The sequence below is a fragment of the Kocuria sp. WRN011 genome (assembly GCF_002295155.1).
Lineage (GTDB): Bacteria > Actinomycetota > Actinomycetes > Actinomycetales > Micrococcaceae > Kocuria > Kocuria carniphila.
The window spans coordinates 240,024-253,340 of the sequence record NZ_NSGI01000004.1 but is presented as its reverse complement, the minus strand read 5'-3'; the positions used below and the strand labels follow the sequence as shown (position 1 = coordinate 253,340).

Below are 13,317 nucleotides of genomic sequence, written 5' to 3'. Positions count from 1 at the left end.
CGGTTACCGGCTGAGGGTGTCCTGGATTCGCGCGCGTTCCTTCTCGAGTTTGCGCACGCGGTGGCCCAGCGTGAACATGCGCACCGATCCCACGAGCGCCATGACCAGCGCACCCGCCACGGCGGAGAGCAGCATGGCCACACCGAGCGGCAAGCTGAACTGCCACGCCATGTATTCGAATCGTGTGGACACGTTGTTCTGGATGATGAAGATCAAAAGCAGGATCAGGATGATCACGCCCAGGATCAGCGCGGCCCACACGATGCCGGACACGCCGCGCTTCTTGGCCCCGTCCAGAGTGGGATCGGTTGCGCGCGCGGTGCGATTGTCGTGTTGGTCGCCGCGGGTCGTTTCCACCGACGACGACGCCGCGCGGTCGCGTTCCGCGCTGCGGTCTCCTGCGTTTTGTGGGCTCGAGTCGAAGGGTTCACCGGTCTCCGACGGATCACGCCGAGGCTGTACGGGGTCCTGCGGGTGCTGAGTCATGTCGATTCCTCCCGGTAGCAGTACTTGTTGTGACCAGCGTAGTCACAGGATGAGTCAAGAGAGACAGGAGCCGTGGTCAGAACGGATTTCGTCTCAATCAAGCCCCTCGTGTTTCGAGATTGTGACTAATGAGTAACGAATGAGGCGGATTTGTCGGACACGGACAACTAGTAGGCGTGTTCATGGTGAACGACCGGTAACCTAGATCTCACTTGTGAGGTGAAACACACTTCACGCTCAACTCATCCAATTCGCGGGTGGAAGCACACCGTGGTGCCCCACCGATCGTGACACCACACCAGGAGAGATACCGTCATGGGAAATTACACCTTTAAAGGCAAGGCAGCTGTCTCAGCCGCTGCCATTGCCGCACTGGCACTGTCAGGCTGCGCCAACGTTGGCGGCGGCGGAGAAGAAAACGGCGGGGGTGAAGGAGAAGGTCAAGAAGGCGGCGTGGTCACCGTTGCCGAGACCAACGCATTCACTGCAGTCAACAACGCCACGGCGGCGACCAACCTGGACATCAACGGCAAGATTGCGAACGCTACGCGCGAAGGCTTCATCTATGTGAACCCCGCGCAGGAAATTGTGCCCAATGAGGGCTTTGGCAGCTACGAGAAGACTTCCGACGATCCCTTGACCGTCGAGTACACACTGAACGATCCGGAGTGGTCCGACGGCAACGCCATCGACAAGGCCGACATCATCCTCTGGTGGTCGATCCTGTCCGGCTACCACAACGATGAGGACGCCGAGGCCGAAACGGGTACCAAGTACTTCAATATCGCAGGTTCCACGGACATCATGGGCAAAACCGACAAGCCCGAGTTCTCCGAGGACGGCAAGTCCTTCACCATTACCTACGAGGAACCTCAGTCCGACTGGGAAATCGCCTTTGACAACGATTACCTGCAGCCGGCCCACGTGGTTGCTGAGCAGGCGGGCATGACCGAGGACGAACTCCTCAAGACCCTGGAGGACTCGCCCGAAGGTAATCCTGAGGATCCGCAGGAACGTCCCGAACTCGAAGAGATCGGCAAGACCTGGGCCGAGGCCTTCCAGTTCTCGGACAAGCCGGAGGACGAGAGCCTGTTGGTCTCCAACGGCCCGTACAAGATCAACGACATCGTCGAGAACAACTCCGTGACCCTGGTCAAGAACGATAGCTACACCGGTGACAACGCTGGCAAGCTCGATGAAATCACGGTGCGCACCATTGGTGACGCAACCGCTCAGATCCAGGCGCTGCGCAACGGCGAAGTCGACATCATGGCCCCGGGCAACGTCAACAAGGACACCATCGATCAGGTGAACGAGTTGGACAACGTGGAAGTCATCCAGGGCGGCCAGCTTGCCTACGACCACCTGGACCTGAACTTCGGCGCGGACACCTTTGAGGATCAAGCAGTCCGAGAGGCATTCCTGAAGACCGTTCCGCGTCAGCAGATCGTCGATCAGCTCATCAAGCCGGTCAACGACGAGGCCTCCGTGCTGAACTCCCAGATGTGGGTCACCAGCCAGAAAGAGTACGGGAAGACCACCGAGGAGAACCAGGCAGAAGACCTCTACGGTGACGTCGATATCGACGGCGCCAAGGAACTGCTCGATGGCAAGACCCCGACCGTGCGAATTCTCTACAACAACGAGAACCCGCTGCGCGTGGATACTTTCCAGCTGATCAAGGAATCCGCAGAGCAGGCCGGCTTCAAGGTTGAGGACTTGGGTGACCCCAACTGGTCGGAGAAGCTCGCGGACGGTGACTACGATGCATCGCTGTTCGGCTGGGTCTCCCCGGGTGTGGGCACCGAAATGTTGTCCCAGATCTTCAAGACCGGCGGTGGCGGTAACTACACCAAGTACTCCAACCCCGAGGTGGACAAGCTCACCGACGAGGCTCGTTCCAACCTGGACAAGGACGCTCGAGATGAGCAGATTGTCCAGATCGACAAGCACACCTTCGAGGACGGCTACGGTCTGCCGCTGTTCCAGTCCCCGGGCTTCTTCGGAGTGTCCGACCAGATCGACGGTGTGACCGAATACCAGCCCAACCAGGACGGCGTGTTCTGGAACGTGTGGGAGTGGTCGCGTAAGTAAGGCGCACGAGCTCACTTGAAGGAGCTAACCGTCTAGCGTGCATGGCGTGTTGCGAGTCCGTGGGAAGTTGACGCGGTCTCGCAACACGCTGTCACCCTTACACCCTCACAAGGCAGCGACATGATTTCTTACATTCTTCGACGGCTCGTCACGGCCGTTTTCATTCTGCTGGGTGCCTCATTCATCGTTTACATGATGACGGCGGCATCGGGCGACCCGCTCTGGGATTTGTACGGACACCCCAACGCGGCCCAATTGATTCCTGCGCGAACCGAAGCCTTGAATCTCGATCAGCCACCCATTCTTCGCTACTTCACGTGGCTGGGTGGCGCACTGGGATGCCTCGCACCATTTACGGACACTTGCACTTTGGGCTTGAGCCGTGAGGGTATGGAAGTGACCCAGATGCTGGCCTTCGCCATGGGCCAGACCATCATGCTGGTGACCGCAGGAACCATCCTGGCCATCGTCATCGGTATCACGCTGGGCATCGTTTCAGCCCTTCGCCAGTACTCCGGACTGGACTACGGCATCACGTTCTTCACGTTCTTGTGCTTCTCACTGCCGAGCTTCTGGTTGGCGGTGCTACTCAAAGAAATTGTGGCGATTTCCTTCAACGACTTCTTACAAGACCCGGTCATGTCCCTAGCCAGCATCCTGGCTATCGGCGTGGTGGCCGGGTTGATCTGGTACCTCGTGTCCTTCGGGAAGCTGAAGACTCGCATCCTCATGGGGGTGCTGGGATTCCTGGTGACCTCGGGCATCGTGTACTTCGTGTTGGCGACCAACTGGTTGACGGCGCCGTTCCTGGGCATTCCCTTGATCGGTCTCACCGGTGTTCTCGTGGCCGTGATCACGACCATCCTTATTTCGGGGCTGCGTAATAAGCGCGCTCTCTATGCGGGTCTAGCAACCGTACTGGTGGGGCTCGCCCTTTATTTCCCGGTCCAGAGCTTCTTCCGAGGTGCAGGCCTGCTGACCGTGATCATCCTGTGCCTGGTCATGATCGCCATCGGTGCGGCCATCGGATTCTTTGCCGGTGGTTACGATCGAGGTCAGGGCATGCGCGTGGCCGGTATCACCGGGTTCTTCGTGGCGCTGCTCATCATCCTTGACCGCTTCATGCAGTCCTGGCCGAACTACTTGGACTCCGGCCACATCCGAGGGCGTCCGATCGCCACGGCCAGCGCTGCAACACCAGGTCTGACCGGTGATTTCTGGATCATGGGCATCGACCGGTTCACCCACCTGTTGCTGCCGACCATTGCCCTGACCTTGCTCGCACTGGCGTCTTACTCCCGTTACTCGCGGGCCTCCATGCTCGAGATTATGGGCCAGGACTACATCCGTACGGCCCGCGCGAAGGGCTTGTCCGAGCGCACCGTGGTCATGCGTCATGCCTTCCGTAACGCGCTGATCCCGTTGGCCACCCTTGTGGCCTACGACATCGGCGCTCTCATCGGTGGTGCGATCATCACTGAATCCGTCTTCGCGTTCACTGGTATGGGCCAGTTGTTCGTGCAATCTGTACGCAACGTGGACCCCAACCCCGTGATGGGTGTCTTCTTGGTCACGGGAATCGTGGCAATGGTCTTCAACCTCATTGCTGACCTCGTGTACTCCGTTCTCGACCCGCGTGTGAGGGTGAAAGCATGAGCCAGCCGCAGCAAATTGAAGTTCAAGAGGCCGAGAACCTTGGTCCCATGGGCGAGCCTCGCAACGACGTCCAGGGAAAGAGCCAGGGGCAGCTAGTCCGCCAGCGGTTCTTCGGCAACACAGGTGCGGTCGTTTCGCTGATCGTTCTCCTTTTCATCGTCCTGCTGGCGATCACGTCCATTGGCATTGGACCCGTCCCGGGCTGGTGGAAGTGGGATCCTGACGCGACGGGAACCGTTGTCAATGGCGGCCGTCCCACACTGTCACTTCTGCCGCCGGGCCTGGGCGATCATCCCTTCGGCCAGGACAACCTGGGCCGTGACCTGTTCGCCATGACCATGCAGGGAACGCAATACTCCTTGATCGTGATGGTCGTGGTGGGTGTGATCGCTGGCATTCTGGGCACCGTGGTCGGTGGCCTCTCCGGTTACTTCCGCGGCTGGACCGAAGCTATCCTGATGCGCCTGACCGACGTGATCATCATCATCCCGCTGGTGATTCTGGCGGCGTTGCTGGGGCGAATGGCCATCTCCTTTGTGCGTTCCACCGGGTTACCCACGGTCGCCACGGTTATCGCCCTGGGCCTACTGATTGGTGCGGCATCATGGCCGCCGCTGGCCCGCCTGGTGCGCGGTGAGTTCCTGTCGCTGCGCGAGCGCGAGTTCGTCGACGCCGCCCGGCTCGCCGGCGCGTCCAGCGGCCGGATCATTTTCAAGCACATCCTGCCCAACACCGTGGGTGTGATCACCGTGAACATCACACTGTTGATGTCCTCGGCGATTCTGTTGGAAACTGCGCTGTCCTATTTGGGGCTCGGTATCCAAGCGCCGGACTGGTCACTGGGCCGTCTCATCAGCGAGAACCAGACGGCGTTCGCGACTCGGCCGTGGTTGTTCTGGTGGCCCGGCGTATTCATCGTGACCATCGCGTTGACCATCAACTTCATTGGTGACGGTCTGCGAGACGCATTCGATCCTCGCCAGCGCAAGTTCAACCCCAAGAAGGCACGCGAACAGGGCGAGCATCGCAACGAGCGCGGCGACGTGGATGTCGGCACCAACGCCAACATGCGCGGTGCCGTCAACCGGGCCACCCGATGAGTCAGACTTCGGCGGTCGCGTCGTGGGTGTCAGGCTGTGACGAACAGGGTGATACCCACGGCGGCCAGTGCCAAGGTCGCGGCGAGCGGCGCCGGAACGTAACGGACGCGCACGGGTTCCAGAGCGGCGTCGTCGCGAGTGAAGACGTCCAACTCACCCGTGTCGATCTTGCGCTGCCACAGCGTGCGGATGTCATTAGCTGCGGTACCCGAACGGGTACCGGCCAGGTCGCCGGTGCGCACGGCGCCTTCGGTGCGGGCCAGGGGATGGGCTCGCGTCACGCCCTGGGTGCCGGAGCGCAGTGCGGATCCGGGACCCGCAGCGGGCAGCGCGAAGCACGAGTGGGAACCGCCTTCGGTGACCACCGTGACCGTGAAGCGTGTGCGCACGTCGATGATCTGCGCCCACGGAATATCCACGCTGCGCAGCGGATTGATGATCCGCACGCCGAATCCGTGAATTTCCATGCGGGGGCGCCAGTACAGCGCGTATCCCAGCCCAGCCAGGGCGGCACCGCAGCACACGCTCGCCACGGTGAGCAGCGCGTTCTGGCCCCAACCCGTCACCGCCGCCACCACGCCCAGGATCACCAGAAAACCGGTGAGCCACGGGGCGGACGCGGCGCGATACACACGCGGGGGAGCAGCGGGGGAGTTCTGGTCGTGGGGCATGGCCCCCATGCTAAGCATCCCCACCTCGCAACCCACGCACACCACGTTTCAGACACGATGGAGCACACACGATGAGCACCTCGCACTCCGCCCCCGGCCATCCCGAGGGCACCCCCGACAACAACGGATCGGGTCAGCACGCAGCATCCGGTGGCTCGCCCTGGCGGGACGACGCCGCTCGCCAACCCGGTCGCCACAGCGCACCTCGGGGCGGCAACGAGCGCCCGGGAGTCAGCGAACCCCGAGGCGCCGAATCAGCCCTCGGCAGCAAGGAAGCCATGGGACGTGACGACAACCAGGCTCGGCGTGATCGTCGTTCCCTGCGGAGCGGTTTCGGCAAGCGCAGGGACCGGTTAGCTGCGGGCTCCGGTGCTCAGGACGCCACCACCGAACGCTCGTCCCGCGGCTCGCGGAGCCAACGCCGCGTGGTGCGCGGTGAACCGGTCCTGGTGGTGGACGGGCTCTCCGTGGACTTTGGCGTGGATAAGGAATGGGTCCCGGCCGCAATCGACATGAACTACCAGGTGGCCGCCGGTGAGGTGCTGGCCATCGTGGGCGAATCGGGTTCGGGCAAGTCTGCGAGTTCCATGTCGATCCTGGGACTGCTGCCCTCCAACGCACGGGTCAACGGTTCGGCCAAGCTGGCCGGTGAGGAACTCATCGGACTGCAGGGGGCCGCTCTGCGCCGCGTGCGCGGTGAAGAAATCGCCGTGATCTTCCAGGAACCCATGACGGCCCTCAACCCGGTCTACACCGTGGGCCAGCAGATCGTGGAAACGATCCGGCTCCACCGGGACATGTCGCCAGCCCAGGCCGCCGAACGCGCCAAGGAAATGCTGACCATGGTGGAACTTCCGGATCCGGAAAAGGCGTTCCGTTCCTACCCGCACCAGTTGTCCGGTGGTCAGCGTCAGCGCGCCATGATTGCGCAGTCGCTGTCGTGTGATCCCAAGCTGTTGATCGCCGATGAGCCCACCACCGCTCTGGACGTCACGGTGCAGGCAGAAATCCTGGACCTGATCCGCAACCTCAAGGACAAACTGGATTCTGCCGTCATCCTGATCACCCACGACATGGGCGTGGTGGCCGACCTGGCGGATCGGATTGCGGTGATGAAGAAGGGCCGGATCGTCGAACAGGGGCCCGCCGAGCAGATCTTTTCCAGCCCCGAACACCCCTACACCAAGACCCTGCTGGAGTCGGTCCCTCACCTGGGTGAAGGCAGCGAGACCGGTGAGTCTGTTGACATGGTGGCCGTGCTGGAACGTGAGGTTGAGGCGGAGGAACGCGAGGCGGCGTCGTCGTCGACCGACCGGGACGCTGCGACGGCCAACGACGTCGCGGCAGGAACCGCAGGATCGACCGCGGCGACTGCCTCCGACCGTCCCACGCTGCCCACGGATGCGGCGCGCACCCCGCGGCACATGGAACCCAGTGACGACACCGCTGCGCTGCGTGTGACCGAGCCCGTGCTGCAGCTCAAGGACGTGGCGATCGAGTACCCCAAGCAAGGCCGTAACCCGGCGTTCCGCGCAGTGGAGGACGTGAGTCTGACCGTGGCCGCGGGTGAAGTGCTGGGCCTGGTAGGTGAGTCCGGTTCGGGTAAGACGACCATCGGTCGTGCGGCCGTGGGACTGTTGCCCGTGGTGGAGGGATCGTTGATCGTGGACGGCCGTGAACTCAGCGGCGCCTCGCGCAGGGAACTTAACGGAGTGCGCAAGGACGTGGGCATGGTGTTCCAGGACCCGTCGTCATCGCTGAACCCGCGACTGCCGATCGGCGAATCCATTGGTGAGCCCATGTTCCTGGCGGGAATGGCCAAGGGGCAGGAGCTGCAGAACCGGATCGAGCAGCTGCTGGACCAGGTGCGATTGCCGCGCAACTACCGCAACCGTTACCCGCACGAACTCTCGGGTGGTCAGAAGCAGCGCGTGGGTATTGCCCGTGCACTGTCGCTGAAGCCCAAGCTGCTGGTTGCGGACGAACCGACCTCGGCGTTGGACGTGTCCGTGCAGGCCACGGTGCTGGACCTGTTCGAGGAATTGCAGGCAGAGATGGGTTTCGCGTGCTTGTTCGTGACGCACGACCTCGCGGTGATCGACCGGCTCGCGGACCGGATCGTGGTCATGCAGCATGGCCGGATCGTGGAGCAGGGTCAGCGCGAAGTGGTGTTGCGCAGCCCCGAGCAGGATTACACCAAGCGGCTGCTCGCGGCCGTGCCGGTGCCCGATCCGGATACCCAACGCGCACGCCGCGAGCTGCGTCAGCAGATGAAACTGGGCGCGTCCTAAGGGGTATCACTGGCAGCGGCTCAGGGACGTATTTGGACGAAATCGGTATGTGTCACTCACGGTCATGTGTGCCGGGTGTCACAGCAAACTTACTAGGGTGGAGACATGATTAATCCCGCACGCCTGACCTCAGACCTTTCCCGCTTGCGTCGTGAAACCGACATGTTCCTGGCGACCATTGAGTCCCTGGCCGACCGCGAGATGACCGAACCCACCCTGTGCGAGGGCTGGGATCGTGCGCATGTGATCGCTCACATTGCGTCGAACGGTAACGCGCTGGTCAAGCTCATCGACTGGGCCGTGACCGGCGAACCCGCCGAGCTCTACGCGTCTCCGGAAGCTCGTGAGCAGGAGATCGACGAACTGGCAGCTCTTCCCAAGGAAGAGCTCATCCAAAAAGTTCGTGACAGCGCGGACTACTTCGAAGAGCAGTGCGAACGCCTCAAGGGTGAGATCAAGACCGAGGAACTGGACCTGCACGGCAAGCCCGTTCCTGCCACATCCATCCCAGCCGTTCGCGTGGCGGAGGTCGTTGTGCACCACCACGACCTGGACACCACCTGGACCATCGAGGAAGCGGACCCGGATTCGCTGCTCAACGCCGTGGAGGCCGCTGTTCGCACCATGCGCGCCAAGAACGCACCGGGCATGACCCTGCGCACCGAGGAGCGCGACGAATGGGTCATCGGTGACGGCGGCCAGGAGATCACCTCTGACCGCGAAGGCATGCTGGCCTGGTTGGCTCGCGGCGACGACGAGCACATCGAGTCTCAGGGCGAACTGCCCGAGCTGCCCAAGTGGTAAGCCTTTGAGTCACTGTTGACTCACAGAAAACCGCCGCCGTGCACTGTTGCACGGCGGCGGTTTTTCGTGGGGTGCTACCTCAGTCGCGCACGTCGAACAGCCACGGATCCCAGCGGCGATCGGTGTGCGGATCACCGAAGTTCACGAACGTCTTGCCCTTGGATTCCACGACCTTGTACTCCTGGACCACTTCCAGGCTCAAGCGCTCGCGGTGTTCCACCTCGACGATCACGGCTCGGGCACCGGAGCGGTCGGGCAGGGTCGCGGGGTAGGCCAGCGCGGCCACCAGCAGATTAGAGGCCTTGGCGGAGGTCATGGCGCGCAGTTCTTCCAGAACGTCATCAGGGTGCCGCTCTGCGGTCTCGGCCGGATCCAGGGAGTTCAACTCGAACTCGCCGTCCTTGGCCCCGGTCACCACGAACACGGGGAAGGCGCCGAACTGCAGCACCTGATCCTCCACGACCGTCTGAACGTGAGTCAGCGCAGTGTCCACGGCCTCAACGGCGCTGTCGGAAACCCACTGACGCCATGCGTTGTCGTGGTCCACCTGGGCCTTGGCGGCTTCCGACCGGGACAGGCGAGGCTTCTTGGAGGGGCCACCGGAGTGACGTTTGGGCGGGCGGGCGGAGGACTGAGCCACGAGTGGGGACCCCTTAGTGAGATAGGTGAAAGTCGAGCGTTCTGAGTCAAGCCTAGGCGCTCGCTAGACTGGATCGGAATCACTAGCGAATACCAGGAGCATGCATGTCTGCGATTAATCGCGAGCAGGTGGCCCACCTGGCCGAGCTCGCGCACATCGAGATGACCGAGGAAGAGCTCGCGCGCGTTGCGGGCGAACTCGACCTCATCGTCTCGTCCGTGGCCTCGGTCAGCCAAGCCGCCGGACCTGACGTTCCTGCAACCAGCCACCCGCTGCCGTTGCAGAACGTTTTCCGTGAGGACGTGGTGGGGGAGACCCTCACCCAGGAAGAGGCCCTCTCCAACGCACCGGACAGCCAGGACGGCAAGTTCCGCGTGCCCGCAATTCTGGATGGGGAGTGAGCATGAGCGAACGCATCGTAGAACTGTCCGCCGCCGATCTTGCGGCCAAGCTGGCCTCCGGGGACGTCTCGTCCGTTGACGCGGTCAACGCTCACTTCGAGCAGATCGACGCCACCGAGGGCCAGGCTGTGGACTCGGCCGACCCCCACAAGGGCACCGACGGTCTCAACGCTTTCCTGCACCGCAACCGCGAGGAAGCACTGCAGGTTGCGCAGGACGTCGACCAGGCCCGCGCCAACGGTGAGCAGCTGCACGAGCTGGCCGGCGTGCCGATCGCGGTCAAGGACCTGATCGTCACCAAGGGTCAGCCCACCACCGCGGCATCCCGGATGCTCGAGGGCTGGATGAGCCCGTATGACGGCACCGTGACCAAAAAGCTGCGCGCCGCCAAGATGCCCATTCTGGGCAAGACCAACCTGGACGAGTTCGCCATGGGCTCATCTACGGAGCACTCTGCGTACGGCCCCACGCGTAACCCGTGGGATCTCAACCGCATCCCGGGTGGTTCCGGTGGCGGTTCCGCCGCTGCGGTCTCCGCGTTCCAGGCGCCCCTGGCCCTCGGCACGGACACCGGCGGTTCCATCCGCCAGCCCGCTGCGGTCACCGGCACCGTGGGCGTCAAGCCCACCTACGGTTCGGTTTCCCGTTACGGTGTGATCGCCATGGCATCCTCGCTGGATCAGGTGGGCCCGTGCTCGCGTACCGTGCTGGACTCGGCCCTGTTGCACGAGGTCGTTGCGGGTCACGATCCGCAGGACTCCACCTCCCTGAACGACCCCGTGGGTTCGTTCGCCGCGGCCGCCCGTCAGGGCGCCGAGGACGGTGGGCTCAAGGGCCTGCGCGTGGGCGTGGTCAAGCAGCTCACCGGCGACGGATTCCAGACCGGCGTGCAGCAGCGCTTCAACGAGGCGGTAGAGCTGTTGCAGTCCGCCGGTGCCGAGGTCGTGGAGGTCGAGACCCCCAACTTCGAGTACGCGTTGGGTGCCTACTACCTGATCATGTCCTCCGAGGTCTCATCCAACCTCGCCAAGTACGACGGCGTTCGGTTCGGGCTGCGCGTGGTCCCGGAGGGTAACCCCACGATCGAGCGCGTCATGGGTGCTTCCCGTGCGGCCGGTTTCGGTGACGAGGTCAAGCGCCGCATCATCCTGGGTACCTACGCCTTGTCCGCCGGCTACTACGATGCCTACTACGGTTCGGCCCAGCAGGTGCGCACCCTGGTGCAGCGCGACTTCAACGCGGCATTCGAGAAGGTGGACGTGCTGATTTCGCCCACCGCTCCCACCACCGCCTTCAAGATCGGCGGCGTGGACGAGTCCGCGGACCCCATGCAGATGTATCTCAACGACATCGCCACCATCCCCACCAACCTGGCGGGTATTCCGGCCATCTCGCTTCCGGGCGGATTGGCTCCGGAGGACGGCCTGCCCGTGGGCATCCAGTTCATGGCTCCGGCTCGCGAGGACGCGCGCGTCTACCGCGCCGGCGCGGGCCTGGAGCGGCTGCTCAACGAGAAGTGGGGCGGTCCCGTGTGGTCGTCTCGCGGCGACGTCGCCACTACCGTTCGTGACTTTGCGGCCGGTGCCGCGCTGGGAGGCAAATAATGAGCGAGGACGTCCTGTCCTTCGAAGAGGCCATGGAGCGCTTCGATCCCGTGCTGGGTTTCGAGGTGCACGTGGAGTTGAACACCAACACCAAGATGTTCGACGCCGCCCCCAACACCTTTGGCGATGAGCCCAACACCAACATCACCCCGGTGTCCCTGGGGCTGCCCGGTGTGCTGCCCGTGGTCAACGGCAAGGCCGTGGAATCCGCGATCAAGCTGGGTCTGGCGCTGAACTGCTCCATCGCGGAGAAGTGTCACTTCGCCCGGAAGAACTACTTCTACCCGGATACGCCCAAGAACTTCCAGACCTCGCAGTACGACGAGCCGATCGCCTTTGACGGTCAGCTGGAACTCGAGCTCGAGGACGGCACGCCGTTCACCATCGAGATCGAGCGGGCGCACATGGAGGAGGACGCCGGCAAGCTCACCCACGTGGGTGGCGCGACCGGCCGCATTCAGGGTGCTGCGTACTCGTTGGTGGACTACAACCGTTCCGGCGTGCCGCTCATCGAGATCGTGACCAAGCCCATCGTGGGCGCCGGTTCGCGTGCTCCCGAGCTGGCTCGTGTGTACGTCGCGGCCATTCGCGAGATCGTGAAGAACCTGGGCATCTCCGACGCCCGCATGGAGCGCGGCAACGTGCGTTGCGACGCCAACGTCTCCCTGATGCCCAAGGGCACCACAGAGTTCGGCACGCGCTCGGAGACCAAGAACGTGAACTCGCTGCGCGCCGTCGAACGCGCCGTGCGTTTCGAGATCCAGCGCCACGCCGCCGTGCTGTCTGCGGGCGAGAAGATCGTTCAGGAAACCCGTCACTGGCACGAGGACACCCGGTCCACCACGTCCGGTCGCCCCAAGTCGGACGCCGACGACTACCGCTACTTCCCCGAGCCGGACCTGGTTCCCGTGGTCACCACGGAGGCCTGGATCGAGGAACTGCGGGCTCAGCTGCCCGAGCCGCCGGCCCAGCGCCGTAAGCGTCTCAAGGCCGAGTGGGGTTACTCGGACGAAGAGTTCCGGGACGTCGTCAACGCCGGCGTCATGGACGAGATCGAGCAGACCATCGCGACAGGCGCTTCTCCGGCCGTGGCTCGTAAGTGGTGGATGGGCGAGATCGCCCGTCTGGCCAAGCAGGCCGAGGTCGAGATCGTTGATCTGCCCGTGACCCCGGCCCACGTGGTCGAGGTCAACGCTCTGATCGACGAAGGCAAGATCAACGACAAGCTGGCCAAGAAGGTCATTGGTTTCGTGGTCGAGGGCGAGGGTTCCCCGTCCGAGATCGTCGAAGCCCGGGGTCTTGCGGTCGTCTCTGACGACGGTGCTCTCACGGCTGCCGTCGACGACGCCATGGCCCAAATGCCGGACGTGGTCGAGAAGATCAAGGGCGGCAAGGTTCAGGCCGTTGGTGCGCTCATCGGTCCGGTCATGAAGGCCACCCGCGGCCAGGCAGACGCCGGCCGCGTCCGCCAGATCATCCTGGAGAAGCTGGGCGTGCAGGGCTAGCTTCCGCTGCCGCCGGTGTGGTTACGCCGGGCGAATCTCAAGTGAGGGTCGTGCAGATTCCGAGT

11 protein-coding genes are annotated in these 13,317 nt (G+C 63.3%); 8 read left to right on the top strand and 3 right to left on the bottom strand.

Translation table 11 applies throughout. The features are described from left to right. Positions 1–3: 3 nt before the first annotated feature. Positions 4–486, bottom strand: coding sequence for a lipopolysaccharide assembly LapA domain-containing protein (locus CKW39_RS07370; RefSeq protein WP_095797478.1), 483 nt, complete (start codon positions 484–486; stop codon positions 4–6). Between the two features lie 315 nt (positions 487–801). Between CKW39_RS07370 and CKW39_RS07365 the strand changes: the two genes are divergently transcribed. The 3 genes from CKW39_RS07365 to CKW39_RS07355 all read left to right on the top strand — a co-directional run bounded on the left by CKW39_RS07365 (position 802) and on the right by CKW39_RS07355 (position 5,336). Beyond that, positions 802–2,580, top strand: coding sequence for an ABC transporter family substrate-binding protein (locus CKW39_RS07365; RefSeq protein ID WP_095797477.1), 1,779 nt, complete (start codon positions 802–804; stop codon positions 2,578–2,580). A 120-nt stretch (positions 2,581–2,700) separates the two neighbouring features. Then, the gene (locus CKW39_RS07360; RefSeq protein WP_016997107.1) at positions 2,701–4,236 is read left to right on the top strand and encodes an ABC transporter permease subunit; all 1,536 of its coding nucleotides are present in this window, start codon (positions 2,701–2,703) and stop codon (positions 4,234–4,236) included. Then, positions 4,233–5,336 (top strand): ABC transporter permease, encoded by a 1,104-nt coding sequence (locus tag CKW39_RS07355; RefSeq protein WP_095797476.1) that lies wholly within the window; start codon positions 4,233–4,235, stop codon positions 5,334–5,336. Before CKW39_RS07360 ends, CKW39_RS07355 begins: the two co-directional genes overlap by 4 nt. Positions 5,337–5,365: 29 nt before the next feature. On the opposite strand, the gene CKW39_RS07350 is transcribed toward CKW39_RS07355, so the two are convergent. Continuing rightward, positions 5,366–6,007 (bottom strand): PH domain-containing protein, encoded by a 642-nt coding sequence (locus CKW39_RS07350; RefSeq protein ID WP_095797579.1) that lies wholly within the window; start codon positions 6,005–6,007, stop codon positions 5,366–5,368. 71 nt (positions 6,008–6,078) lie between these two features. Between CKW39_RS07350 and CKW39_RS07345 the strand changes: the two genes are divergently transcribed. Together CKW39_RS07345 and CKW39_RS07340 are read left to right on the top strand one after the other, a co-directional pair. After that, positions 6,079–8,298, top strand: coding sequence for an ABC transporter ATP-binding protein (locus tag CKW39_RS07345; RefSeq protein ID WP_254049324.1), 2,220 nt, complete (start codon positions 6,079–6,081; stop codon positions 8,296–8,298). A 105-nt stretch (positions 8,299–8,403) separates the two neighbouring features. Further along, positions 8,404–9,102 carry a maleylpyruvate isomerase family mycothiol-dependent enzyme gene (locus CKW39_RS07340; protein WP_095797475.1) on the top strand — a complete coding sequence of 233 codons (699 nt, stop codon included), beginning with the start codon at positions 8,404–8,406 and terminating at the stop codon, positions 9,100–9,102. Between the two features lie 79 nt (positions 9,103–9,181). Here the strand turns inward: CKW39_RS07340 and CKW39_RS07335 are convergent, their stop codons facing one another. Continuing rightward, positions 9,182–9,742 (bottom strand): hypothetical protein, encoded by a 561-nt coding sequence (locus tag CKW39_RS07335; protein ID WP_238663056.1) that lies wholly within the window; start codon positions 9,740–9,742, stop codon positions 9,182–9,184. A 104-nt stretch (positions 9,743–9,846) separates the two neighbouring features. Here CKW39_RS07335 and gatC point away from each other — a divergent pair, with 104 nt between their 5' ends. Genes gatC through gatB form a run of 3 tightly spaced genes read left to right on the top strand, consistent with a single transcriptional unit; the run spans position 9,847 to position 13,252 of the window. Further along, positions 9,847–10,143, top strand: a complete 297-nt coding sequence (gatC, locus tag CKW39_RS07330; protein ID WP_095797474.1) for an Asp-tRNA(Asn)/Glu-tRNA(Gln) amidotransferase subunit GatC — start codon at positions 9,847–9,849, stop codon at positions 10,141–10,143. A gap of 2 nt (positions 10,144–10,145) precedes the next feature. Continuing rightward, positions 10,146–11,747 carry an Asp-tRNA(Asn)/Glu-tRNA(Gln) amidotransferase subunit GatA gene (gene gatA, locus CKW39_RS07325; protein ID WP_165189228.1) on the top strand — a complete coding sequence of 534 codons (1,602 nt, stop codon included), beginning with the start codon at positions 10,146–10,148 and terminating at the stop codon, positions 11,745–11,747. After that, a complete protein-coding gene (gene gatB / locus CKW39_RS07320; RefSeq protein WP_095797472.1) occupies positions 11,747–13,252 on the top strand; it encodes an Asp-tRNA(Asn)/Glu-tRNA(Gln) amidotransferase subunit GatB in 1,506 nt (501 codons plus the stop codon). Before gatA ends, gatB begins: the two co-directional genes overlap by 1 nt. Positions 13,253–13,317 lie beyond the last annotated feature (65 nt).

Excerpts from the sequence above, each read along its gene's own strand:
- CKW39_RS07370 (WP_095797478.1), bottom strand. The coding sequence starts at position 486 with ATGACTCAGCACCCGCAGGACCCCGTACAGCCTCGGCGTGATCCGTCG.
- CKW39_RS07365 (WP_095797477.1), top strand. The coding sequence starts at position 802 with ATGGGAAATTACACCTTTAAAGGCAAGGCAGCTGTCTCAGCCGCTGCC.
- CKW39_RS07360 (WP_016997107.1), top strand. The coding sequence starts at position 2,701 with ATGATTTCTTACATTCTTCGACGGCTCGTCACGGCCGTTTTCATTCTG.
- CKW39_RS07355 (WP_095797476.1), top strand. The coding sequence starts at position 4,233 with ATGAGCCAGCCGCAGCAAATTGAAGTTCAAGAGGCCGAGAACCTTGGT.
- CKW39_RS07350 (WP_095797579.1), bottom strand. The coding sequence starts at position 6,007 with ATGCCCCACGACCAGAACTCCCCCGCTGCTCCCCCGCGTGTGTATCGC.
- CKW39_RS07345 (WP_254049324.1), top strand. The coding sequence starts at position 6,079 with ATGAGCACCTCGCACTCCGCCCCCGGCCATCCCGAGGGCACCCCCGAC.
- CKW39_RS07340 (WP_095797475.1), top strand. The coding sequence starts at position 8,404 with ATGATTAATCCCGCACGCCTGACCTCAGACCTTTCCCGCTTGCGTCGT.
- gatC (WP_095797474.1), top strand. The coding sequence starts at position 9,847 with ATGTCTGCGATTAATCGCGAGCAGGTGGCCCACCTGGCCGAGCTCGCG.
- gatA (WP_165189228.1), top strand. The coding sequence starts at position 10,146 with ATGAGCGAACGCATCGTAGAACTGTCCGCCGCCGATCTTGCGGCCAAG.
- gatB (WP_095797472.1), top strand. The coding sequence starts at position 11,747 with ATGAGCGAGGACGTCCTGTCCTTCGAAGAGGCCATGGAGCGCTTCGAT.